Consider the following 25,411-nt stretch of genomic DNA (forward strand, 5'->3'; position numbering starts at 1 on the left):
TTTAGGAAATGTATATTCATCAATCAAAAAGGATATTGGTCTACATAAAGATTGCTTCTGAAGATTTTTTACATCTATGAGTGGGTAATAAATATCATTATCTTTTGAATAAAAAGTAAATGGAAATAGCTATTATTCCTTGTTTTTGTATCTCTATTTTTTCAAATACCATATAAAATGTTTTTAATTTTTGCAAAACTCTTCCAGTTTATGGGTGTATCATAATGTTTTCAACAGAATAATAAGTGTTATTTTTTAGGAAATATTTTTCAATGTGCTTGATTTTATTTTATGGTGCTACCCATGAATAATATAATGTAAAAATTAGTGGACATTACCATCTTTATGCTTAATGCAAGAGCACAGCAGCACTATCATACACTTACCGGTTGCCAATGTGGAGACAGTTTTTTTTAATTGAGCAAGATGGGATTTTAATATATCAAGAAAAGTAAATCATATGCAAATTTATTAGATACATGAGTAAACTGCAAGATTTTCATTTTCTGTTCCTAGAAAATCAATACAAAGAGCAAAATAATTGATGGATAAATGGTTCCTACTTATGTTAAAATCACAACTGTATATCAGTTTCTGCTACGAATTTGTATCGATGGCAATGCCATACAAGACTCAGAAATTTTATGATAAAAAAGTAAAGTCTTTGATTTTCAGATATTGCGTCCAATCACAGGAATCGCTATAAGGTGCAGGAGTCGCTATAAAGCGTGTTTTTTTGGGGTATAGCCAAGCGGTAAGGCACCGGTTTTTGGTACCGGCATTCCCTGGTTCGAATCCAGGTACCCCAGCCAGTTCCGGTAAAATGTTAATAAAAGTTCGGCTTGAGAGTGGATCAATCCCCTTAACTATCTATTGCTATTCATAGAAAGTCTGGTAAGCTGAAAACCACCTATTTGTAGCGGGTTAGCTCTAAATATGGTAAGGTTCTCTTGCTATAGCTATCGCTTAAAGAGCTCTTTTAAAAGATTCTTTTCTATAAGACGAGGGGTAAATGATTTATGCGCACTTGCTTTAGAAAAACTATTTGGCTGGATTTTGCGCTCTATAGCAACACCAGCGTGCAATTTTTCGTATTCCACCATCTTCATTACGTCGTACAGCATAACAATAACGCTGATCAGGAAATATATTTCGTTGCATATCGCGTACAATATGAGCAGTATGGCCATAGGGTGCTACACAATCAATAAACCATACGTATTTTCCATTCTGCCAATTGGCATCAGGTAAAAATTCTCCCTTATCAAGCATAGATTGATGATTTTTCTCATCTAAAAAAGCCCAAGTGATAAAGGCACAAAATTCTCCACGTTCATTTTTATAGAGCTTGTATTGCCCAGTCTGTAAAGCTGGTCCTAAATTTCGTTCGATATCCCAGATTCGCCAGCGGCGGTATAAGGGAGATGTGAGCATTAAAACAACCATGGCACCCAAAGCCGTAAGAGGGTCTATGAATGATGGTGATGAATTTTCATTTACAGACATTATCTTTCCTTTAGAGATTGTTCTAAAACTTTGGTAATAGGTTCAAAGAAATAGGAAATGAGACGCCGTTTTGAGGTAATGACATCCGTTGCCACAGTCATGCCAGGGATAAATTTAAGATGTTTGTTATTCAAAGTGATGTGATCTTGGTCAATTTTGATTAAAACAGCATAGACACCATTAATTTCTTTATTATAGCGCGCTGTAGCGCCTACATTAACGACTGTACCGTGGATAACACCGAAACGTTCAGGAGGAAAGGCAGAAAACTTGATGTAAGCACGTTGGCCCTTTTCTAAAAAACCAATATCTCGATTATCAAAAAATGCTTCAATAATGAGACCACCCGCACCAGGGACAATGCGCATGAGAGTTTTACCAGCCTCTACAAAGCCGCCCAAAGTATGGATACTTAAATCATCGATACGTCCATCAACAGGCGCATAGAGTGATAAGTGGTCAAGATGGTATTGAGTGCTATCAAGCTTTGCTTTTAATCCTTGAAGATTCAGTTCTGTTTCACGCGAAAGTTGCCGATAGCGGGCGATTTCATCGGAAATGAGACTTTTCCGTTGTTGGCGGAGGGTGTTTATTTCGGCGGCATTTTCTTCCAAACGTCTTTGATTGGTTAAAATTTCATGCTCGACATTTTTAAAATCATGTAAACGCTCTAAATAAACGGCTTGGCTAATGACTTTTGTTTCCATCAGGCTTTTTGCAGCTTTTAATTTTCCTTGGCTTAATTGACGATCATCTTCCAACCTATCTAATTGCGCATGTTGTGTTGCACCGCTGCGCTCGACGCGGTCCGCTTGTGCTTTTAGCGCTCTTAATTTATCTTGGAGAGATTGAAGGGCAGCGCTAATGAGTTTTTCCCCTTCTATTCTTGCAGTCGTGTTGCCAGAAGGAGGAACTGGCAGATAGGCAAGTCCTTTGGTCACAAAATCTTTATCCAAAGGATCACTTTCATGCAAAGCTGTTAAAATAGCTGTTGCGATTTGTGCTTGAAGGGTTTGTTGCGCGATATCTGCTTGAACACGTGCGCACTCATTGAGGGCTTCACGGGGATCTAATTGAATAAGGAGATCCCCTTGATGAACAAATTGCCCTTTTTTTACAAGGATTTTCTCAATGCGTCCTGTATTTTGCGCTTGGACCAGCTGAACGTAAGCGGTGGGAATAACACTTCCTTGCCCCCGTGCAACAATCTCTGTTTTTGCGATAAAGCTGCCGATCACAATAAAGAGAAATAAGGTGACCAAAACAGCAACAACCATATGAAGCGTTGGTGACAAAGGGCGCAAATAGGGAGCTTTATCTGCCATTTTTTGCCTCCAAATCAGTAAAGTTTAAGACGTTTGCATGCTGAGGAAAGAGGTCACTTTTGTGGGTAATAACAAGAACAATACGATCTTGTGAAAGTTTATATAAATGCTCAACAATTTGTGCACTGACAGTGTCATCCAATGCGGAAGTAGGTTCATCTAAAATAAGCAGGCTTGGGTTTATCAGAAAGAAACAAGCCAAAGCCAAGCGTTGGCGCTGACCACCCGATAAAAAACCACCTTGCTCTCCTACTTGAGTATGGAGTCCTAGAGGCAACTGAGCAATCAAATCATGGCAAGCACTAACATATAGTGCAGCGTCAATTTCATCTTTAGTGGCATCTGGTTTAGCAAGAAGCATATTCTCAAGAATGGTTCCGGAAAAAAGGCAAGGATTTTGAGGAAAGTACGCGATTGTTTCACGCACGCTACGGACATCAAAATTCTGTAAAGGTTGGTCATTAATCAATATCTGCCCGCTTGTCGGGGGATAGAGTCCGCAAAGGAGCTTTGCTAAAGTTGATTTTCCACACCCTGAAGGACCGAGCAGCATAATGGGTTTTCCAGGTTGTAAACAGATATCAAGATGGTTGATAATTGGCTTTTCTCCATAAGAAAAACAGGTATCTTTAGCTTCAAGATAAGGCGTTGTGATAAGCTGAAAGGGAGGCTTTTCCTCTTCCCATTCTGATGGGGAGTTAAGAATATCGCCCAAACGCAGGCGAGAGATTTTTAAATGTTGCCATTCTTCCCATAGAGACGCAAGACTTAAGATAGGACCGGAAACATTACCGGCGAGGAGATGAAAAGCAATAAGTTGCCCTAATGTGATTTGATTTTGAAGAACTGCCTGAGCACCAAAAAAGATAATAAAAATAGTGAAAAGATCACCAAAAATGTGCCCCATAGCTCCATTCAGGAGATGTAATTTGCTGGTTGTGAGGCTTTGATCAAGACTACGAGCTAAAGTTTCTTGCATGCGTATGGTATGGATTGGCTCCTTTACATGCGCTTTGATGGCTTCAAGATTAGTAAAACTTTCAATGAGGCGTGATTGATGGGCTGCTTGCAGGGTGAAAGCACGGCGTAGTTGGCGACGTAAAAAGGGACCAACCAATGCTAAAGAACCCATTTGTAATGGTAAAACAATAAGAACGATAAAAGTAAGTTGCGGGCTGATAGAAAAAAGTGCTGCGAGATAAATGATGGCAAAAAGAACATTCAGGACAGTTGTTGTAATGGTTCCTGTTAGAAACCCGCGAATTGTATCAACCTCTCCGATTCGCGTGAATAGTTCTCCTACTTGCCAACGGCGTAAAGTGGGCAAGGAGAGACTTAAAAGATGGGTGTAAATGCGCCGTCCAAATTCTAGCGTAAGCCGATTGGCTAAATAAGCACCTAAGTAGCCTGATAGAGTGCTAAGAGCTGTGCTAAACAGCATGATAGCAACCATCAAGACAACGATAGCATAGAGACTTTCAATACGCTGAAAAGGAGAGAATACGGTCGATAATCGCTTGAAAAATAAAAGGATTCACCAAGCCCAGCAAACGCAAAACAACAGCAACGCAACTGAGTTCGATGACATAATAGATATATTTCTTTGTTGTTCTTGTAAACCAAGAGAATGATACAGGTTTTTCTTGTGAATGACTCATTTGAATTTATGATTTTATTTAAGAGAAAGAGCGATTGATGTCGCATATTTAAACAGTATTGTAAATAGTATTATATTTATACAAAATATACATTTTGTGTGAATATAATATAAACATAATGTATTTATTGTTTATACAGTATTTTTATTGTTATTTATACAAATTATATTTGAAATTTTCTAAAATGAACAATAATGAATTTTCAACTGTATCGTTGTGATACAGTTATTTTTAATAATAAAAGGAGGATTTAAATGGGTAGTTCAAGCTCATCAAATGATTCAAGTAGTAACTCACATCCAAAAAGTTGGCTTTTTCCAGAAGAAGATGATTGTAGCGCAGGCGCTCATGCCCAAGCAGCAGGTGCAGGCGGCATCATAGGAGACGTAATAGGAGGTATTGCTGGTGCAGTTGGAGGTTTTTTTTCTGGACCGGGAGGTGTCGGTTCTGGCTTTGTCAATGGAGCCAATAGGAGGTGGACTAGCAGGAGCTGGTGACGCTGTGGTAGATAAATACAATGCATGCTATACGGCACCAAGTTGTGAAACAAGCGATTATGTTGAAGCAGCTGCCATACACGGAGGCATAGGACTAGCATCTGGTGCATTATTTGGTCCGGAAGGAGCAGCAATAGGCGGATTAGGAGGAGCGGCTGACGGTTTTATAGATAAGTACAATGAATGCCATCCGAATCCAAGTTGTGAAGTAAGCGATTATGTCGAAACAGCGGCCATAAAGGGAGGCGCAGGAGCATTAATTGGTTTATTAGGTGGTCCGGAAACAGCAGTAGCAGGCGGATTAGGAGGAGCTATTAGTGGTTTTATAGATAAGTACAATCAATGTCATCCGTAAAGTGGAGGGACACTGTTTCTAATTTATTTAGAAAATAGCTAGTAAGATATTTCTGAGATCAGTGATATTGTAAACATACTTTAAAGCTACGGCTAAACTGATTTCAGGGATATTTTTGTGTGTGATAATAGATATTTTATTTTGGATTTTTTGTTATGAATACTTTTACTGGCTCCTTAGTAACAGCAATTGGATTTGGATTTTGCATGTTTTTTTACAATAGATTTAAAGGTAAGAACTGGAGTATAAAAAGGACAATATTATCAACAATTATGTTTTTTATATTATATTATGCTGGAAATTTATTAGTTAAATATATGGGAATTTTATAAAGATTGCTTATATATAAAATTATAATTATTTGAATTATAATTTATTGCTCTCTCTTAAATCATTCATAAAGTAGATGAAATTTCAGTCTGGATTTTTTGTTATGCATACTTTTACTGGCTCCTTATTGGCAACGTTTATATATGGATTTTTAATGTTTTCTTACAATAGATTTAAAGGTAAGAAATGGAGTATAAAAATGGAAATATTATCAACAATTAGGTTTTTTATACTATATTATGCTGCAAATTTATTAATTGAATATACGGGAATTTTAAAATAATATAGAATTACGTTATTATCAGCATTTTATTATTTATCATAATTTATACATTTTACAAATTATATTTGATTTTTTTGCTAAATAGCATGCATCATCAGATGATTAAAGTAGTAACTCACATCCCAAAAGTTGGCTTTTTCCAGAATAAGATGGTTGTAGCGCAGGCTCTTATGCTCAAACAGTAGGCACAGGCGGTCTCGTGGGAGCCCCCTTTATTAGGAGGAGGGGCTGGGTGCAGTAGCTGGTCTACCTAGAGTAGTAGGAGGCGGATTATTAGGAGCTGCTATCGGTTTGATAGATAAGTACAATCAATGCCATCCGTAAAGTGGAAGAACACTGTTTCTAATTTATTTAGAAAATAACGATAAAGATATTTCTGAGATCAGTGATATCGTAAACATACTTTAAAGCTATGGCTAAACTGATTTCAGGGATATTTTTGTTTAAGACAATAGATATTTTATTTTGGATTTTTTTGTTATGAATAATTTTACTGGCGCCTTATTGGTAACGTTTATATATGGATTTTCAATTTTTTTTACAATAGATCTAAAGGTAAGAACTGGAGTATAAAAAGGAAAATATTATCAACAATTATGTTTTTTATATTATATTATTTTGGAATTTTATTAGTTAAATATATGGGAATTTTATAAAGATTGTTTATATATAAAATTATATTTAATTAAGTTAAGTTTATTATTTGAATTATACTCTATTGCTCTCTCTCTTAAATCATTCATAAAGTAGATGAAATTTCAGTCTGGATTTTTTGTTATGCATACTTTTACTAGCTCCTTAATGACAGCAATTGGATTTGGACTTTGCATGTTTTTTTACAATAGATTTAAAGGTAAGAAATGGAGTATAAAAAGGACAATATTAACAACAATTAGGTTTTTTATATTATATTATGCTGCAAATTTATTAATTGAATATATGGGAATTTTAAAATAATATAAAATCAAGTTGTTATATTATTTTAAAAATATAATTATAAGGTGTTATTTGTAGAGTTATTTATAAAAAATAAGTTATTATTTTTATATAATATTAAACTTTAAAAAATATTTACTGATTACAGTTAGACAGAGACTTTAATATTATTATCAATATTTCTGTTTTTTATTTCCTATTTTTTTAATCTTTTTCATTATTTCAAGCATGGGTTGTTTTGAGATTATTATCTTTTGTATAAGGATTATCAATTTATAGTTTTTGAAAAGTGATTGTTTGCTTATGTATCATGATTTATTGAAAAATAGGCAACTTTTATGAAATAAAATGCCTTATTTCTCTTAGATTGTTATTCATCGTCTTGTGAGAGAGGAAGTGAGGCGATTTCTGTATCAAGGGCATCCATAAAATCGATAATAAAAGCAGCATTTGTCCCCAAATCTCTTGGCAAATAACGAGAAGCAGAACGCATATCAACAAAAGTTGTATCCCCTTCATCAGTTAAGCGTATCACGATATCCGAAATAAAACCAAGGTAAAAAGTTTTAGCTCTCGTTTCAATATAAAGCGCATTTTCTTCACCTTTAAACTCTCGTTGAGCCACAACAGGCCAATCATAGGCTGCTAAAACATTGAGAACAGATTCGCGAATACGATCAGGTGAGCCATCATAACGGCGCCCCGATATTTCTGGCCATTGTGACATCTGTAATGTTTCTTGTTCAGTCAAAACACTTTTGAGCGGTAAAGCATCGCTAGGACGTATTGTGCGAAAAAAAGCCGGCGGTTTTTGTGTATCGGTAGAAACGTCGTAAAGAGCCGGTAAGGTAAACCAAAGTCCCAAAAAGAGCATCAGTGGTGTAGCCGTTATCAACGAATAAATGATCCCTTTTAAAGCTTTCATTCCGCCTAGAGCACCATAGACCCACAAACTATGAAGTGCTTTAATAGCCAGAAAAAGAGAAATAATTACACAGCCAGTAGAGATACCTATCAAAATTATGAAATCGGTTACGTTAATGACCGAAAAACGTTGTAAAATGACTGAAAATAATAAAATAAAGAACGACAATCCGCCAAATCGAGGGGACCATACTGCTGCTCTTGAAACGAACCGAACATATCTCTTCTTCATGAAGTTTTTTCCCCTCAATTGTAAACTATAAGCCAAGTTTTTTCAGAGTGCCTATCGTACAAAAAGCTTCTGCTTATAAGAGAAAAATAAAGCACTTATTTTTGAGGTCAAGGACGCGTAATGTCTTATAAGTTTCCAGCGATTATTTTCGCACTTTATTGAAGGTAAACAGTATTTCTTCTATAGTTTATCATGTCATTGATGCGAGTTTTATGGGAATGTTTGTAAATAAAAAGAAATAAACTCAAATAACAAGTTTTACAATTGTTAGCAGCATATTTTTTTAGAGCTTTACTCTTGATTTTTCTCTTCTGATTGCGGGGAGTTTTTTCTGTCAGATAATGCGTATCAAATAGGATATGATGATGTGCAATAGAGATTTCATTATATCTCAATAAAAAATTGAGGGATTTATAATCAGATAAATTTGAATTCGAATATTTGATTAATAGAGAAAAAAGATAACCATTTTGATAGGCTTCATGTATTTTGTATAGAAAGTAAGGTATTGTACAAATGAGAGCTTAGTCCGTTTTTATTCATAAAATATACGGCAGGTCGCAGATGAAAGGAAAGCTTCACTTTCTTTTTTCGCAAGGGAAGAAGGGACAAAAGTACGTAAAATAACAAACCCTTCATTCAAATTTTTAGCAACCAAAACTGAATTGGTATTTTTTTTAGGTTTTGATTTTTTGAGTTCTATGATTTGTATTGGTTTTCCAATGATAAGATCGAGTGTATTATCAGGGGCTGTTCGGTCATTAAGGCTATAGAAAATAATTCCGTCGTGTGTGTAGGCTGCTAGTGACCAAAATTGTCGTGTTTTCAAAGCTTTTAAATGAACAGGTCCATTTTCAAGGTTAAATCTACAGACTTTAAGAAGAAAGAGTGGATCAGCAGATTGCTGAATAGGGTTATCGAGCGTAAAATCGACAAATTGATAAGGGGCTCCGGATTTTTTAAGTGTTGTCCATATATTATCTTGTGCCCAATAGGGGATCAGAAAGAGAACGCAAATATGAACAATAATAGCGCCAATGATTGCAAGAAGTGCGATATAAATAAATCTAGTCACAATTTATTTGTCCTGATGGGATTTGTTCTATTGATGGCATTGTAAGCTTTTGTAATGCCGTTGCAGAGATGATTGAGGTATCGTATAAGGTAAGAATAAGCCCGAATTCTTTTTGACTAACTGTTGCAAGCCAATTGCCGGTTTGCGGTGTGGGTGAAATATTAATGCGCAATGAGCCATTATGCTCATAAATAATAGCGTTCGTGTGGAGTTCAAAAGGTATTTCTTTGGATGAAGTATAGGGTTTTAGGGATTTGTCAGCTGTATAAAGGGTAAAAAGACGGGTTTCAGGGATGGTGCCTTTGAGTAAATAATGACAGTGGGGGTGGAGTGGACGCCCTTGATTATCTTGCCAAATCTGGAATTGAATACCTTCAGTTCGTCCGAGTGAAACAATGCCTTGTTTAGCGGTGCGGGCGCGGGTATAAGGATCCATATTGGCGGTTCCCATTTGGGGATAAGCACTCCATTTTCCAATTCTAAAGAGTCCAAAATGAGGAAAGGAATTGAGCACATAATCGACACTCAGTGTTCCACATAAAATGGAAAAAGCGAAGATAAAGAAGAAAATGGTGATATTAAAAAACATCAGTGAATATCTTGAATTCAAAATGTTGAATCTCCAGTTGTTTTCATTTTCAAAGAAATTGCAGATGTTTTTTTCAGATCTTTGTTAATCAATCGCACGATATTTAATGTTTCAGGAGAAAGCGTAGAGGGTATTGGAGGAGGAACTTCAGAATCTGCATGGGAAGAAAGTACTGGAGGCTGATAAGGAAGGAGAGAATCTTTAACACCATAGAGCTGTTTGAGCATGATATTTTGATGTGCAGCAAGCATGATGCGATGCCATATCATGGCAGGAACGCCACCCCCAAAAGCACGATTCATCGGTGAAAAGTTATCATTTCCCATCCATACCGCTCCTGTATAATTGCCTGTAAAGCCAACAAACCAAGCATCACGATAAGATTGTGATGTTCCAGTTTTCCCAGCGACGAGAGTCATGGGTAGAGCAGCACGCTTACCAGATCCTCGTGTCGTGACACCCACCATCATTTGGTTCATATAAGCTGTTGATTGTTCACTCAGAACTCGGTGTAGTTTTTTTCCGTTATGTTCGAAATCCCACACGACACGACCATCAATTGTTTTGATTTGCGTAAACCCATGACGATTACCAGCTATCCCGCCATTCGCAAAGACATTAAAGCCAGTTGCTTGATCCATGGGGGTCATGTTGGAAGTGCCCAGAACCATCGTTTTGTGTGATAAAATATGCGCGTTAATCCCCATATTCTTGATGAGATCTATGATAGGTTGGGTATCGCGGTGAAGATATTGATAGGTGAGATACACAGGGACTGTATTAATAGAAAAAGCTAAAGCTGTTGCTAAATCAATTTTCCCCAAATAACGGCCAGAATTATTTTTTGGTGTCCAACCTCCCCAATTGATAGGAGCATCTAAAACGATTGTCGAGGGAGACAGTCCGTGTTCTAGTGCGGTTGCGTAAACATAAGGTTTGAATGAAGAACCAGTTTGCCGTCCGCCTTGTGTTGCTCTGTTAAATTGACTCTTTTTATAATCTTGTCCTCCAACAATTGCGCATACGGCACCGTTATTATCGAGTATAACGGTGGCAGCTTGGGTTACGCGATATTGTTGACCATACTGATGTAAATGATATGCAATTGATTCTTCTGCTGCTTTTTGAATATTCGGATCAAGGGTCGTTTGAATAATTAAACTATGGCTTGGAAGTTGATTACGCATTTTTTTGACTTCCTCGAATGCCCAATCAAGAAAATAATCTGGCTGATTATTTTCTCTTTGGGGAAGTGCTTTAGCAGGGTGGCGATGCGCATTGATAATTTGGCTCTTCGTCATAAAGCCACTATTAACAAGATTAGAAAGGACGATATTGGCACGTGTTTGAGCTGCAAAGAGATGACTATGAGGAGCATATTTTGTTGGAGCTTTAAAGAGTCCTGCTAACATAGCAGATTCACTTAAAGAGACATGACGTATGTTTTTTCCAAAATAAAATTTTGCCGCTGCGGCAATACCAAAATTGTTTCCTCCCATATAGGCTCGGTCAAGGTAAAGTTGTAAAATCTGCTTTTTGCTAAAATTTGCTTCTAGCCAAAGAGCAAGATAAGCTTCTTTGATTTTACGTGTTATGGTTCTTTCGTTTGTTAAAAATAAATTTTTAGCCAATTGTTGTGTGAGAGTTGAACCACCTTGCACCACACCTTTAGCTTGCATATTTTGTGAAATTGCCCGTGTAAGTCCTTGAAAATCAATGCCCCAATGATCAAAAAAACGACGGTCTTCTGTAGCGAGAACCGCTTTAATGACAGTGTCAGGCATTTCTTCAACGGGGACAGAGATTGCCGGCAGTGCACCACGGTGCCCAATGGAATTTCCATAGCGATCTAGAAAAAGAATGGAAAAGTTTTTAGGAGAAGACCAATCTGTTTTGGTCAGTTCAAAAACAGAAATACCCAAAATAGTGAAAAGAGTAAATCCCATCAACCCTAATGTCAGTATTTCATCGAGAACTTCAACGATAAAACGTTTCCATCCTTGAAGATGAAAATTTTGTGAGACGATTTTTGCCTTTTTCCAGAAAAAACTGTTAGCAGAATGAATGTGATAAAGCGCTGTGTCTAATCGTGCGTCTAATTCAATGAGAGCAGGACTATGGAATGGCTTACGGTGTTGCCCTTTCTTTTTTTTAAAAAAATCAAACATTTAAAGAGAGCCTATGGCAAAGCAATACAACCAAACAAATCTACAATAATTATATGGAGTAGAAGTATTTTTTTTCTATAGTTCTAACAGAGAAAGAATTTGTTTTAGAATTATTCATTTTTTGTAAGATAGTATATTAATATTTTATTATTTTATTGAATAAATTTTATTCTCATTATTAAAAATATTTTTTTGATTTTTTAAAAATTTGGAGTAATGTTAATATGTTATTCTGTAAGATAGAGGATAAATTATTTCCATTTGTGATTTTTTAATCGACCAAAAAAACCATTATTTCTTTTATCCTTTATCAAGGAAGAGAAGAGATGGGTTATTGAAATATTTATGATGAAGAAAAAATTCTTATTCGTAATAATAGCAGCTTTTTTAGAAGCAGATTCTGTTCTAGCTTCTGGGTGTGCTGAAGTAGGTAAGAAGGCTGCCGCGCAAGAGAGCGGGGTTCTCGTCCGTTCAAAACCGGTTGTTCAGGATGGAAAGGACATGTGTGCAATTGTAGTTGTTGTACCAGCCCGTAATGGTGAAAAGTTACGTCGTGTTGAGTTTTTTGTTCCTGCTGATTAGTCTTTAGCAGATGGTGTTGTGATGCGTATCTTAATCGTTGAAGATGATCGGAATCTTCACCATCAATTAGCAGAAGCTGTAAGACGTGCAGGATATGTTTCCGATAGTGCTTTCGATGGTGAAGAGGCTTATTTTTTAGGGAGCACAGAGTCTTACGACGCGGTGATACTTGATATAGGTTTACCGCAGATTGATGGTATTAGTGTTGTTGAAAAGTGGCGTCAAGAAGGGCTCTCCATGCCTGTTTTAATGCTAACGGCGCGAGACCGTTGGTCTGATAAGGTGCGCGGTATTGATGCTGGAGCTGACGATTATGTTGTGAAGCCATTTCATTTGGAGGAGGTGATGGCGCGCTTGCGAGCATTAATTCGTCGCACTACGGGACATGCGACAAGTGCATTATGTTGCGGAAATGTTTTGTTGGATACAAAGACGTCTCGTGTTTTTGTGGATGGTCAATTGATTAAACTAACATCTTATGAATTCAGACTGCTTTCGTATCTCATGCATCATTGTGACAGGGTCATTTCAAGAACAGAGCTTACTGAACATCTTTATGATCAGGATTTTGATAAGGATTCGAATACGGTGGAAGTCTTTGTAGGTCGGTTACGGAAAAAGCTTGGAGTGAATTTGATTGAAACTATTCGAGGAATGGGATATCGCGTGAGAACGCGAGGTGATTAATGAATGTTTTTGAAGAGAATAATTGGTATAGGAGGTTCTTTTTTGTAATTACTCGATCTCTCAGTTTACGTGTTATGATCTTATCAACATTATGGGTTGTTATTTCTCTTTTATCGATTTCTGCAGTAAGTATTTTATTTTATAAGCGTTCGACTGAACAAAGCCTAGAGCGTATCCTTTCTGCTCAACTCTACAGTCTTATTGCAACAGTGACGGTGTCATCGGAAGGTACTTTGATAGGAGGGGCTGGGATTGATGATATTCGTTATTCTGATCCAACAACAGGATGGTATTGGGAAGTTGTTGCGATATCCCATAATTTAAAAGGAAGATTGACATCTCCCTCATTGGGAACAGGCGAGATATTTACACCAAGTGATGTTGATATACCTTTTGACAATAAATTCTTTCGCTCTTATCGGATAACGGGGAACAATGGTCAAAAGCTACAAGTGATTGAGAGTGATGTTGTTCTTGATAATAAAAATCATATTGCACGTTTTCGGCTTGTTGGGAATATCGATGAAGCTCATGCCCAGGTAAAGGAATTTAAGCGAACTTTGCAAATTTTTCTTTGGAGTTTCGGTATCGGGAGTGTTCTTATTAATATTGCTATTATTTTCTTTAGTTTTCAACCGTTGAAGCTTATTCGACGTGCATTGAATGATATTCGCGAAGGAAGAGTTCATTATGTGAATACGGATTTAGTAAGCGAAGTGATGCCGCTTGTACAAGAGATGAATGCTCTCATTAATAATAATCAGCGTATTATCGAGCGATTTCGCACACAGGTTGGTAATCTCGCGCATTCATTGAAGACGCCTCTATCCGTGATTATGAATGAGACAGATAAGATGCGCGGAGAAAAGGCTAGTTTGTTGAGAGAGCAAACGCAAATAATGCAAGCTCAAATCAATCATTATCTTCAGCGTGCGCGGATTGCAGCACAATGCGATAGTGTTGTCTATCATACGTCTGTTCGCAGTGTGCTTGAACGCTTGGTACGGGTTATGAAAAAGCTTAATCCTGAAAAACAAATTCAATTTATTATGGATGTTGATGATATTGTTTTTTCTGGAGAGAAGGAAGATTTAGAAGAAATTATAGGGAATTTGATTGAAAATGCTACTCAGTGGTCTCGCGCAAAGGTTTTGATCTCTTGTTGTTTAGAAGAAAATGCTGAAGAAACAGAATATTTTAGTATCTTTGTAGAAGATGATGGTCCTGGTTTAACAGAAGACAAAATTGATGAAGCATTAAAAAGAGGGCGGCGGTTTAATGAAAGTAAACTAGGGTCAGGCTTAGGGTTAGCAATTGTTTCAGATATGGTCAGTGAATATGGTGGCAATCTCTTTTTATCACGTTCTGATTTGGGTGGGTTGTATGCAAAAGTTTTATTACCTAAGATGGGAGAATAACATATTTTCTCCTTAAGCAAGAAATGTCTATAAAGTTTGTAAAGCAGTATTTTCAGATAATACATCAAAGAGTAGGGAAACATTGTTTTTAGTTTCTTTGTTTAATTGATGTATATAATAGATTTTATAATATTCTCCATAAAAAAATGAATTTTTATTAATTCACATCACTTTTCTCATGAAGAGGATAAAATGTAAGCGAGTTATTCTCTGTTCGTATTGGAAAAAAACGATATGCTCTTATTAATTTTTGCAGCATTTTTTCTGATTTTTCTGGCAAGTGTTCTTTTTCTTTCACTCCGTTTTGACGATGAGATAAAAAAAGAATGGAAAGTTCAAACCGTGGATGGTTACAGAAGCCATAAGCGTATGATTGAGTTTAACAAGCTTTATATGCATTATAAAAAAAGAAATATTCTTAAGGCTTTAAGTATCTTATTTGTTCTCCTTATGACATGGAATATTTATGGGCTGACAGGCAATCCAGAAGTGAAAAGTTATTTTTTTAGCGAATTAATGGATAAGGATCCTCAAACTCTTAGTAAGCAAGAAAAGCTTATTCGTTTACAAGTGCTTTTTTTCCGTGCACCTCATGATGGCAAGCTAGCAGATGCGTTAGCGGTAGGGTATCTCGAAGAAAGCCTTTTTCAAGAAGCAGTGAATACTTATTTAGATGCACTTCGTTTGAATGGAGAAACAGCTCCAAGGCTTGTAGGATACGGTTTAGCATTGGTTGGTTATGAAGGGGGAGTGATAACGCAAGAAGCGCAAAATGCTTTTCAAAAAGCAGCAGATTTAGCGCCAACAGATTTTTATCCACGTTTATTGTTGGCCGATGCATTGCATCAAGCAGGAAAAACTGCGCAGGCAGTACAATTTTTACAAAGCTTTCTTGATACAATGCCTGAAAATTTTTCAGGACAATCACGTGTTAAAAAAATGATGATTCAGTTACGTGATTTATCGAGTGAGCATACAAAGAAAAGAAATCTTGCACCTATGTAGAAGATGTGCAAAGCTCTTAAAAAATAAAATATTGATACTTAATTATAACGTATTTAAAATTTTTTCGCAGAGTGTCTATGAACAGTCAATCTTTAAAGAATTCTGCCTCATGGAAGGTTATTTTAGAGCAGCGAAAAAAAAAGCGCTTACTGATCATATTATTATGTTGTTTGGTTATGACAATTGCAGCAAGTCTCATAGTGTATGCAATGCGTCATGCGGTCAGTTTTTTTAGAATGCCCTCTGAAATTACAAGAGAAGATATTTTAACGGAGCGCCCTTTGCGTTTGGGTGGCTTTGTTGAAAAGGGAACTGTTCAATATGTTGGAGAGAGAGGCGTTGTTTTTTTTGTAACGGATAACAAAAAACATGAAAAAGTAGTTTTCAATGGTGCCTTACCGGATCTTTTTCGTGAAGGTCAGGGGGTGATCGTAGAAGGGCATTTCGATAAACAGGGCTTTTTTATAGGGATGCGTATTTTAGCAAAACATGATGAAACTTATATGCCTAAAGAAACAGCTGATCGTTTGAAAAAACATTACATTATGGAGAAATAATTCGATTGTGCTTGTCGAACTGGGTCATATTTTTTTAGCTGCAGCATTTTCAGTAAGCTTATTAGGGGCATTTTTACCTGCTTTAGGTTTTTGGTGGAGAGAGCGTTTGTTAATGCAAACAGTTGTTCCTCTAACATATATTACTTTTACATTACTGCTTTTATCTTTTTTAGTGATAATTTATGCTTATGTCGTATCTGATTTTTCTGTTTTGAACGTTGTTGAGAATTCTCATTCAGAAAAACCGATGCTCTATAAAATTACAGGTGTTTGGGGCAACCACGAAGGCTCTATGTTGTTATGGGTTTTAAGTCTTGCTTTTTTTAGCGCATTGATGGCTTTTTTTAGCCAACATTTGCCAGAAGATTTTAAGACGCTTGTTTTAATTTGCCAAAGTTGGATTACAACTGCTTTTCTTTTATTTATTCTTTTTGTATCCAATCCATTTTTACGCGTAAATCCACCAGCATTGCAGGGAAATGGTCTCAATCCTCTTTTACAAGATATCGCATTAGCAATTCATCCACCGCTACTTTATTTAGGTTATGTCGGTTTTTCACTTTGTTTTTCTTTTGCCGTTGCGGCATTGATTATGGGACATGTTGATAGAATTTGGGCGCGTGGGATTCGTCCGTGGCTTTTACTTGCTTGGTGTTTTTTGACATTGGGTATTATGGTTGGCTCTTATTGGGCTTATTATGAGCTAGGATGGGGGGGGTATTGGTTTTGGGATCCTGTTGAAAATGTTTCGTTTATGCCGTGGCTTTCAGGAACGGCTCTTTTACATTCTGCTCTTGTTCTCGAAAAACGAGAAATATTGAAAAGTTGGACTCTGTTTTTAGCGCTGCTTACTTTTTCCCTTTCTCTGATGGGAACTTTTCTTGTGCGTTCTGGGCTTTTAGTTTCTGTTCATAGTTTTGCTGTTGATCCAGCACGCGGGCAAGCAATTCTTGCTCTTTTATTTTTTTTTACGGGAGCTGCTTTTCTTCTTTTTGCTTTGCGTACCCCTATTTTAAAAACAGAAAGATTTTTTCAACCAATTTCACGTGAAGGGTTTATTGTTTTAAATAACTTGTTACTGACAACAATAACAGCAACAGTATTGATTGGTACGCTTTATCCTTATTTTATTGAGATATTAACAGGGCAAAAAATTTCTGTAGGGGCTGCTTTTTTTAATCTTACCTGTGGACCGCTAATGGTTTTGCTGTTGTTGTTTGTTCCATTTGGGACAATGATGGCATGGAAACGCGGTGATTTTCTTGCAGTTTTTGAACGCTTGTGGTTTGTTTTTGTATTGGTTGGTATCGTCTGTTTTATAATATTCTATGCGACATCTGTGCGTGATATTTTTGCAGTTTTAGGGATTGGGCTTTCAGCGTTTGTTTTTTTAGGCAGTTTAGCGGATCTATGGGGAAAGAGTGGATATGGCAAGAGAGCTTTTTCAGTACGCGTTAAGAGATTTCTTGGATTGCCATGGTCTACTTTTGGTGCAGCAATAGCACATATGGGATTAGGCGTTACATTATTTGGTATTGTTTGCGTGGCAAGTTTTGGGCAAGAACGTATTTTAATCATGAACGTAGGGGATAGGGTGACGATAGCGGATAAAACGCTTCATTTTGATGCAGTGCATGATGGTGTTGGTTCGAATTATTCGACAATGGAATTTTATTTTAAAATATATGAAAATAAAAACATTGTGGGTCATGTAACAGCCTCAAAGCGATTTTATTCAAGCCAAAATACATCAACAACAGAAGTTGGTCTTAAAAATCGTGGCTTATCGCAGCTATATATTATACCGGGACATATCGATAATCGGGGTCTCGTTGTGCACGTATGGTGGAAGCCTTATGTAATATGTATTTGGTTAGGGGCATTCATGATGGCTATGGGGGGATGTCTTTCTCTTCTGGGGTATTGGTTTCGCATTGGCATGTACAATAGGGTAGTGCTTGCTTTAAATTTTTGGAAAAGACATTGAGATGAAAAAAATTCTTTGGATTGTATTTTTTTTAATTGCAACGTTTCCTTTTCGATTAGCAATAGCAGTAGAGCCGGATGAGATTTTAAAGGATAAGATTCTTGAAGCGCGAGCACGCCATATTTCATCGCATTTACGTTGTCCGGTTTGTCAAAATCAATCAATTGATGATTCAGATGCTGCTTTAGCACGTGATTTACGGCTTTTAATTCGGGAAAGGCTAAAAATGGGCTATAGTAATCAGCAAGTCACTGACTTTCTTGTTGAGCGATATGGTGAATTTATTCTCTTGAAACCACCATTGAATAAGATAACTTGGTTTTTATGGTTCTCGCCTTTGATCATTATTATCATTGGCATAAGTATCATATTTTTCCACTTCAAACGGAATAATCATGCGTTATGTGAATGAAAAAGAACAGTCAAAAATGTCATTGCATTAAAAAAAATGTTACATAAAAGAAAAAATCAGATCATCTGCAATGAGCAGACAATCTTATTGTAATTATATTAGGGAATACTGAAACCTTACAAAACTTTAATAATTTAGACAGAAAATGGTAAGGTCTGGTATTTTATAAGTGATCGGAATTGAAATAAAGGTATGATTGAATAGGAGCATAGAATAAATGGTTAAAAAGGCTTTCTTTAAAACATTTGTCGCAGTGAGTTTTTCTGCGATATTGGAAAGTGCACTGTTTTTTAGTGGATGTACATCAAGCTTGTGGATGACAAAGGCTCATGCAAGTTCTGTATTTACTTCGTTAATGCAACAACAGGGATTTGCCGATATTGTTGCTCAAGTGAAACCAGCCGTTGTGGCAGTACAAGTAAAGAGCAATAAAAAGAAAGAAGATAGGTTCTTTAGCAACTTTTTTAGTGGTCCAGGACTTGATCAATTACCAGATCAGCATCCTTTAAAAAGATTTTTTAAAGAGTTTTATGATTTTGATAAACCTAAAAATAAATTTCCGCACCAATCGCAGAGACTCCGTCCTGTTGCTTTTGGATCGGGTTTTTTTATTTCATCTGATGGTTACATTGTGACCAATGATCATGTGATTTCTGACGGAACAAGTTATACTGTTGTTCTTGATGATGGTACAGAATTGAACGCAAAGCTCATTGGGAAAGACCCAAAAACCGACCTTGCCGTATTAAAAGTGAATGATAAAAGAAAATTTTCTTATGTTGATTTTGGTGATGATTCAAAGCTTCGTGTTGGGGATTGGGTTGTTGCCATTGGGAATCCATTTGGTCTTGGTGGAACTGTGACAGCAGGTATTGTTTCTGCACGTGGACGTGATATTGGCACTGGTGTGTACGATGATTTTATTCAGATTGATGCTGCTGTTAATAGAGGGAACTCTGGTGGTCCAACGTTTGATCTTAATGGAAAGGTTGTTGGGGTTAATACAGCAATTTTTTCTCCTTCTGGAGGAAATGTTGGGATTGCTTTTGCTATTCCAGCAGCGACTGTAAAACAGGTTGTACAACAACTTATTGAAAAAGGTTCAGTTCAACGTGGTTGGTTAGGTGTTCAGATTCAGCCGGTAACAAAGGAGATTTCCGATTCAATAGGATTGAAAGAAGCCAAAGGTGCTTTGGTTACTGATCCGTTAAAAGGACCGGCAGAAAAGGCTGGTATTAAAGCGGGTGATGTAATTATTTCAGTGAATAATGAAAAAGTTGCTGATGCGCGTGAGCTGGCGAAACGTATTGCAAATATTAAACCAGGAGAAATGGTAACCATAGGGATTTGGAGATCAGGTAAGGAGGAGAGTATAAAGGTTAAACTCGCTTCAATGTCTGAAGATGAAAGTAAGAAAGAGACTTCAAAATATTCAAATGGACAGAGTGATTTAGATGAAACATTGGAAGATTATGGTTTGATTGTTATGCCTTCTGATGATGGTGTAGGGGTTGTCGTAACGGATGTCGATACCGATTCAGATGCTGCAGATAAAGGGATACGCCCTGGTGATATCATTGTGACAGTAAATAATAAACCAGTTAAACGAGTCTCTGATATTATTAACACAATCAAAAATGCTCAGCAGTTAGGACGAAAGGCTATACTCTTACAAGTGCGAACAAATGATCAAAATCGTTTTGTTGCTCTTCCAATTTTCAAAAAATAAGGCTTTAGTTGTAGGACAAATGTTTATTAAACATTTGTCCTACAACATAATAAAATAATGGAGATACGTTTTATGAAGATACTCGTTATTGAAGATGATCATGAGACGGGGCATTATCTCGAAAAAGCATTTTTGGAAGTAGGGCATTCTGTTGATGTTGCTTATGATGGAGATACGGGATACGCTTTAGCAACCACGGAAAATTATGACGTTATGGTTGTTGACCGAATGCTTTTGCATCGTGATGGTCTTTCTATTATTGCTGAATTGCGCGCTAAAGGCAATGAAACACCGGTTCTTATTCTGTCTGCTTTAGGGCAAGTTAATGATCGTGTAACGGGGCTGCGTGCAGGGGGAGATGATTATTTGACAAAGCCTTATGCTTTTTCTGAACTTCTTGCGCGTGTTGAAGTTTTACAACGGCGGAAAAATCCTAAAGAAGCAGAAACTGTTTACTGTGTAGGTAATCTTGAGCTTGATCGGTTAGCACATACGGTAAAACGAGGTGATAGAAACATTCTATTGCAACCACGAGAGTTTCGTTTACTTGAATATTTGATGCGTTATGCGGGGCAGGTTGTTACACGCACTATGCTTTTGGAAAACGTTTGGAATTACCATTTTGATCCACAAACGAATGTCATTGATGTCCATATCTCTCGTTTGAGAGCCAAAATTGAAAAAGATTTTGATGTTCCCCTTCTCCATACAGTGCGTGGAGCTGGATATATGCTGAAAGTACCAGATAACAAAGCATGAATCGTTTGATTAATATAATGCGCACGACGGCGCTAAGGCTTTCAGCACTTTACATTTTATTGTTTGGATTGGTGGCAACAGGACTTTCTATTTATATGACGGCATTTTCTGCTTCATTGTTAACAGAGCAAACTGAACAGGCTTTACATGAAGAATTAAAGTATATTGAAAATGCTTATAATTATGGGGGATTATCCTTATTAATGCGCACTATTGATTATCGTTCAAGACAACCAGGAGCATTTCTTTATCTTGTTACAGATTCTATGGGGCGTATTTTAGCAGGAAATGTAGCACGTATTGAATTAGGTCTTTTGAATCAGAGTGGTTTTATTTCTACCTCTTTTTTGTATTCCCGTTTTGGAGAACATGGCAAAACAAGTGAACATCGCGCTTTGGCGGTTATTGTTGATTTACCTAATGCTATGAAGATTCTTATAGGACGTGATTTGGATGAGCCAGAACGTTTTGCTGTTGTTATTCGCAAAGCTGTGATCATTGCACTTGCTGCAATGGTTGGAGGCGCTTTACTCATATGGTTTTTTGTTGGCAGGAGAGCTTTACAAAGGATTGATCATGTAACGGCTGCATCACAGCGCTTGATGGATGGTGATTTCAGTGGGCGTTTACCTGTTTCTGGAGTAGGGGATGAGTTTGATCGATTGTCAACCAATCTTAATGTTATGTTAGACCGCATTGAAGAATTAAATATTGGTTTACGTCAAGTATCAGATAATATTGCTCATGATCTGAAAACGCCGTTAACGCGTCTTAGAAATCGCGCTGAAGAAGCGCTTTCAGGAAATAAGACAAAGCTTGAATATCGTCAGGTCCTTGATAGGGTTATTGCAGAATCAGATCAACTTATTTGTACGTTCAATGCGATTTTAATGATTTCACGTATTGAGGCCAGCAGTGCAATTGAACATCTTGAAATGATTAATATGAAACTAATCCTTGAGGATGCTGTTGAGCTTTACGAACCTTTTGCTGAAGAGTCAGGTGTTTTACTTCAGTTGGGAGATATATTTGATAAAGAGCTAAAATTGAATCGTGAGCTTGTTGCGCAATCAATTTTTAATCTTATAGATAATGCAATTAAATATGCGCCTAAAGGTGGAAGGCAAGCGAAGGTTTGCTTATCAATGGAATATCGTGATGAACATTTATTAGTTGTTGTGAGCGATAATGGACCAGGAATAGCAGAGGATAAACGTGAAAAAGTGACAGAGCGATTTGTTCGTCTTGAAGAAAGCCGCACACAACCTGGGTTTGGGATTGGTTTAAGTATAGCAAAAGCGGTTATGAAGCTTCACGGGGGTGAATTGTTACTTGAAAATGCAAATCCAGGGCTTAGGGCTGTTTTGTTATTTCCTTAAAGATATTTTTCTTCACTTTCATACGTAACAACTATTTTAAAAGTATAAAGCAATAGAAAGGAAAGCAAAATGCTTTTCAAGGGAGCAGAGATGAAACAAGCTTTTTTAAAAACACAGCTTCTCCCTTTATGTCCTCTCGATAAAAGTGGTTCCCAATGGTTAAAAGACATGGAAGAACAAGCAAGGAAAGAAGGTTTAGAATCGCTTGTTTCCATCATTTCAGAGAGTGGAACGCAGATTGATTTTATCAGTTCGGTTATGACCTTATCTCCTTTTTTGCGTGAGGTTTTAATTGCCAACCCATCATATCTTAGTGCTTTATTAAATGTTGATATAGAAACAAGGCTGAGCGAAATTATAGATGATATTACAGCTATTGATAAAGATGAAGCTATAAATGAAACTTCATTGATGGCTGCTTTAAGGCGCAAAAAACGAGAAGCGCATGTTCTTATTGCTTTAGCTGATTTGGGTGGTGTTTTTACTTACGAAGTTTCATGTGCTTGGTTGACACGTTTGGGCGAAGCAGCATTAAGTGTAGCACTACGTTTTCTATTAAGAGAAGCGCATGATCATGGTAAGATCAATTTATTAAGCCGTGAGAATCCAGAAAAAGACTGTGGTTTAATTATTTTAGGGATGGGAAAGTTAGGAGCAGGGGAACTTAATTATTCTTCTGATATTGATCTTATTGTTTTCATTGATGAAACATCACCTCATATTGGTAATCTTTCTGAAAGTGTTGACGTATTTTCTAAAATGGTACGCCGATTAATCCGTATCATTCAAGAACGCACTGCGGAAGGATATGTTTTTCGTCTTGATTTTCGTCTTCGTCCAGATCCAGGTTCAACCCCTTTGGCCTTACCAGTAAGGACTGCATTGCGTTATTACGAAGGGCGTGGGCAAAATTGGGAACGAGCAGCCATGATTAAAGCACGTCCAGTTGCTGGTGATAAGAGGGCAGGTTTTAACTTTCTCAAAGAGCTTTTTCCCTATGTGTGGCGGAAATATTTAGATTATGCTGCTATTGCTGATATTCATTCGATCAAACGTCAAATTCATGCGCATAAAAATTACGGTCAAATTGCAGCTTATGGGCATAATATAAAGTTAGGTCGTGGTGGTATTCGTGAGATTGAGTTTTTTGTTCAGACACAGCAGCTCATTGCTGGTGGACGTTTTCCTCAATTACGTGGACGTCAGACAGTTGCAATGTTAGCAGAACTTCACACGCTTGGTTGGATCAGTGAGAAAACGAGAAATAGCCTTATAAAAAGTTATGCTTTTCTTCGAAATGTGGAACATCGTATTCAAATGCTTTTCGATGAACAAACACATCTTCTTCCAAATGATACTGCTCAATTCACGAGTGTTGCCTATTTAATGGGTTATCAAGACAGGAGCAGTTTTATCCGTGATTTATTAAAAACACTTCAGATTGTTGAAAAACATTATGCTGCACTGTTTGAGAATGAGCAAGAACTTGGTTTAGAAATTGGTAATTTAGTTTTTACCGGTGAAGAAGATGATCCGGAGACATTAATAACGTTAAGCCGTTTAGGCTTCGAAAGAGCAAGTGATATTTGTCGTATTATGCGCACGCTCCATTTTGGTCGTTATAAAGCAACGCAATCAGCCGAAGCACGCGAGAGATTAACGGAATTAACACCAGCTCTTTTGAAAGCTTTTGGTGGGACAAAACGAGCTGATGAGGCGATGTTACGTTTTGATGGTTTTTTACAGGGCTTACCTTCAGGAATTCAGCTTTTTAGTCTTTTGCAGTCTAATCCTTCTCTTTTGGATATGCTTGTCCTTATTATGGGGGCTGCTCCACGTCTTGCAGAAATTATTGCACGCAGGTCCCATGTTTTTGATGGAATGTTAGATCCGAATATTCTTTCAGAATTACCGACCAAAACGTACTTAGAAAAACGGCTTGAATATTTTCTTGAAAATGTTCTTTCTTATGAGGAAATTCTTGACCATTTAAGGATTTTTGCAGATGAACAACGTTTTTTGATTGGTATTCGAATTTTAAACGGTACAATTACAGGAGAAAGAGCGGGTTTTGCTTTTACTGCGCTTGCTGATCTTATGATTACAAAAACATTTGCTACTGTTCAAGAGGAATTTTCTCGTCTTCATGGTCGTATTAAAGGGGGGCGTGTTGGCATATTGGGTATGGGGAAGCTTGGAAGTCGCGAATTAACAGCAGATTCCGATGTTGACCTCGTTTTGCTTTATGAACACGATGATGATGCAGAAATATCTGATGGAGAAAAGCCTCTTTATATCTCTCAATATTATACGCGTTTAGCACAACGCCTCGTTTCTGCTTTATCCACTCTTACAAGCCAAGGTATTCTTTATGTCGTTGATTTAAGGTTACGGCCATTAGGCAATAAAGGACCTATTGCTGTTTCTTTTCCATTTTTTAAAAAGTATTATCGCCAAGAAGCATGGATATGGGAATATCTTGCTTTAACAAGGGCTCGAGGCATTGCAGGAGACCCTGATTTTTTACAAAAGCTAGAAAATGAAGTGTGTGCAATTATTGCTATTTCTCGTGATAAGAAGGAAGTTGCAAAAGAAGTATGTGAAATGCGTGCCTTGATTGCAAAAGAAAAGCCGCCAAAAAATCAATGGGATTTAAAAACGATGTCTGGTGGCATTATGGATTTGGAGTTTATTGCTCAATTTTCTCTTATTACGCATGTCATTGAGTTTCAAATTGGAGCGACGACAGCGGATATTTTAGATCACTTACCAAACAGTTTTCTTAATCAGTCATGTATTGCTGATTTACATTATGCCTATCGTCTTTATACAAATTTGAGTCAAATTATACGGCTTTGCTTAAATGATTCTCTTGATCCCAATGACATGCCACCTGGATTAAGTGACCTTTTGTTGAATAGTGTTGGGGAACCTGATTTGCTTCGTGTGGAAAAATTAATTGCAGAAACTGGGCAATTGGTCTGTTCAGTTTTTACAAAAATCATGAAATATTAAAAT

The 25,411-nt window shown here is 37.0% G+C and carries 21 protein-coding genes and 1 tRNA gene; 14 read left to right on the top strand and 8 right to left on the bottom strand.

The genetic code is table 11. The annotated features are described in order from the left end of the window. Window positions 1-737: 737 nt before the first annotated feature. A tRNA-Gln gene (locus ACFINS_RS02895) sits at window positions 738-812 on the top strand. Window positions 813-1,041: 229 nt separating this feature from the next. Here ACFINS_RS02895 and ACFINS_RS02900 read toward each other — a convergent pair. From ACFINS_RS02900 to ACFINS_RS02915, 4 genes are read right to left on the bottom strand one after another with little or no spacing between them, the layout of a single operon-like run. Beyond that, on the bottom strand, window positions 1,042-1,506 hold the full coding sequence (locus tag ACFINS_RS02900; RefSeq protein ID WP_375645519.1) for a toxin-activating lysine-acyltransferase: 465 nt from the start codon (window positions 1,504-1,506) through the stop codon (window positions 1,042-1,044). Next, entirely contained in the window at window positions 1,506-2,831 is a 1,326-nt protein-coding gene (locus ACFINS_RS02905; RefSeq protein ID WP_375649330.1) for an HlyD family type I secretion periplasmic adaptor subunit, read from the bottom strand. The genes ACFINS_RS02900 and ACFINS_RS02905 overlap by 1 nt, the downstream gene beginning before the upstream one ends. Continuing rightward, window positions 2,821-4,365: a peptidase domain-containing ABC transporter gene (locus ACFINS_RS02910; protein WP_375611292.1), complete on the bottom strand. Its 1,545-nt coding sequence runs from the start codon at window positions 4,363-4,365 to the stop codon at window positions 2,821-2,823. The genes ACFINS_RS02905 and ACFINS_RS02910 overlap by 11 nt, the downstream gene beginning before the upstream one ends. After that, window positions 4,310-4,489, bottom strand: a complete 180-nt coding sequence (locus ACFINS_RS02915; RefSeq protein WP_375611151.1) for a hypothetical protein — start codon at window positions 4,487-4,489, stop codon at window positions 4,310-4,312. Before ACFINS_RS02915 ends, ACFINS_RS02910 begins: the two co-directional genes overlap by 56 nt. A 254-nt stretch (window positions 4,490-4,743) precedes the next feature. On the opposite strand from ACFINS_RS02915, the gene ACFINS_RS02920 reads away from it, so the two are divergent. Together ACFINS_RS02920 and ACFINS_RS02925 are read left to right on the top strand one after the other, a co-directional pair. Further along, the gene (locus ACFINS_RS02920; protein WP_375649333.1) at window positions 4,744-4,986 is read left to right on the top strand and encodes a hypothetical protein; all 243 of its coding nucleotides are present in this window, start codon (window positions 4,744-4,746) and stop codon (window positions 4,984-4,986) included. Continuing rightward, on the top strand, window positions 4,949-5,341 hold the full coding sequence (locus tag ACFINS_RS02925; RefSeq protein WP_375649338.1) for a hypothetical protein: 393 nt from the start codon (window positions 4,949-4,951) through the stop codon (window positions 5,339-5,341). The genes ACFINS_RS02920 and ACFINS_RS02925 overlap by 38 nt, the downstream gene beginning before the upstream one ends. Before the next feature lie 1,919 nt (window positions 5,342-7,260). Here the strand turns inward: ACFINS_RS02925 and ACFINS_RS02930 are convergent. The 4 genes from ACFINS_RS02930 to ACFINS_RS02945 form a co-directional block, all read right to left on the bottom strand. After that, a complete protein-coding gene (locus ACFINS_RS02930) occupies window positions 7,261-8,046 on the bottom strand; it encodes a DUF1499 domain-containing protein (RefSeq protein ID WP_375611153.1) in 786 nt (261 codons plus the stop codon). Window positions 8,047-8,581: 535 nt separating this feature from the next. Further along, window positions 8,582-9,121, bottom strand: a complete 540-nt coding sequence (locus ACFINS_RS02935) for a hypothetical protein (RefSeq protein WP_375611154.1) — start codon at window positions 9,119-9,121, stop codon at window positions 8,582-8,584. Continuing rightward, window positions 9,114-9,710 carry a DUF1214 domain-containing protein gene (locus ACFINS_RS02940; protein WP_375649343.1) on the bottom strand — a complete coding sequence of 199 codons (597 nt, stop codon included), beginning with the start codon at window positions 9,708-9,710 and terminating at the stop codon, window positions 9,114-9,116. The genes ACFINS_RS02935 and ACFINS_RS02940 overlap by 8 nt, the downstream gene beginning before the upstream one ends. A gap of 17 nt (window positions 9,711-9,727) precedes the next feature. Continuing rightward, window positions 9,728-11,878, bottom strand: coding sequence for a transglycosylase domain-containing protein (locus ACFINS_RS02945; RefSeq protein WP_375700750.1), 2,151 nt, complete (start codon window positions 11,876-11,878; stop codon window positions 9,728-9,730). A gap of 345 nt (window positions 11,879-12,223) precedes the next feature. Between ACFINS_RS02945 and ACFINS_RS02950 the strand changes: the two genes are divergently transcribed. From ACFINS_RS02950 to ACFINS_RS03000, 11 genes are all read left to right on the top strand, one after another. Further along, a complete protein-coding gene (locus ACFINS_RS02950; RefSeq protein ID WP_375622279.1) occupies window positions 12,224-12,460 on the top strand; it encodes a hypothetical protein in 237 nt (78 codons plus the stop codon). Between the two features lie 21 nt (window positions 12,461-12,481). Then, the gene (locus tag ACFINS_RS02955; protein WP_375649356.1) at window positions 12,482-13,147 is read left to right on the top strand and encodes a response regulator transcription factor; all 666 of its coding nucleotides are present in this window, start codon (window positions 12,482-12,484) and stop codon (window positions 13,145-13,147) included. Next, the gene (locus ACFINS_RS02960; RefSeq protein ID WP_375611158.1) at window positions 13,147-14,565 is read left to right on the top strand and encodes an ATP-binding protein; all 1,419 of its coding nucleotides are present in this window, start codon (window positions 13,147-13,149) and stop codon (window positions 14,563-14,565) included. Before ACFINS_RS02955 ends, ACFINS_RS02960 begins: the two co-directional genes overlap by 1 nt. Before the next feature lie 234 nt (window positions 14,566-14,799). After that, on the top strand, window positions 14,800-15,570 hold the full coding sequence (locus ACFINS_RS02965; RefSeq protein ID WP_375611159.1) for a tetratricopeptide repeat protein: 771 nt from the start codon (window positions 14,800-14,802) through the stop codon (window positions 15,568-15,570). A 77-nt stretch (window positions 15,571-15,647) separates the two neighbouring features. After that, window positions 15,648-16,127 (top strand): cytochrome c maturation protein CcmE, encoded by a 480-nt coding sequence (ccmE, locus tag ACFINS_RS02970; protein ID WP_375611160.1) that lies wholly within the window; start codon window positions 15,648-15,650, stop codon window positions 16,125-16,127. Between the two features lie 7 nt (window positions 16,128-16,134). Then, window positions 16,135-18,114, top strand: coding sequence for a heme lyase CcmF/NrfE family subunit (locus tag ACFINS_RS02975; RefSeq protein ID WP_375611161.1), 1,980 nt, complete (start codon window positions 16,135-16,137; stop codon window positions 18,112-18,114). Window position 18,115: 1 nt separating this feature from the next. Further along, complete coding sequence (locus tag ACFINS_RS02980) at window positions 18,116-18,526, top strand: cytochrome c-type biogenesis protein CcmH (RefSeq protein WP_375622274.1); 411 nt, start codon at window positions 18,116-18,118, stop codon at window positions 18,524-18,526. A 217-nt stretch (window positions 18,527-18,743) separates the two neighbouring features. Beyond that, complete coding sequence (locus tag ACFINS_RS02985; protein ID WP_375611163.1) at window positions 18,744-20,255, top strand: Do family serine endopeptidase; 1,512 nt, start codon at window positions 18,744-18,746, stop codon at window positions 20,253-20,255. A 72-nt stretch (window positions 20,256-20,327) separates the two neighbouring features. Further along, window positions 20,328-21,014 (top strand): response regulator transcription factor, encoded by a 687-nt coding sequence (locus tag ACFINS_RS02990; protein ID WP_273791552.1) that lies wholly within the window; start codon window positions 20,328-20,330, stop codon window positions 21,012-21,014. Beyond that, window positions 21,011-22,393, top strand: a complete 1,383-nt coding sequence (locus ACFINS_RS02995; RefSeq protein ID WP_375620682.1) for an ATP-binding protein — start codon at window positions 21,011-21,013, stop codon at window positions 22,391-22,393. The genes ACFINS_RS02990 and ACFINS_RS02995 overlap by 4 nt, the downstream gene beginning before the upstream one ends. A gap of 90 nt (window positions 22,394-22,483) precedes the next feature. Beyond that, entirely contained in the window at window positions 22,484-25,408 is a 2,925-nt protein-coding gene (locus ACFINS_RS03000; RefSeq protein ID WP_375649373.1) for a bifunctional [glutamine synthetase] adenylyltransferase/[glutamine synthetase]-adenylyl-L-tyrosine phosphorylase, read from the top strand. Window positions 25,409-25,411: the final 3 nt, after the last annotated feature.

The organism is Bartonella sp. AA2SXKL, from assembly GCF_042197205.1.
GTDB lineage: Bacteria > Pseudomonadota > Alphaproteobacteria > Rhizobiales > Rhizobiaceae > Bartonella.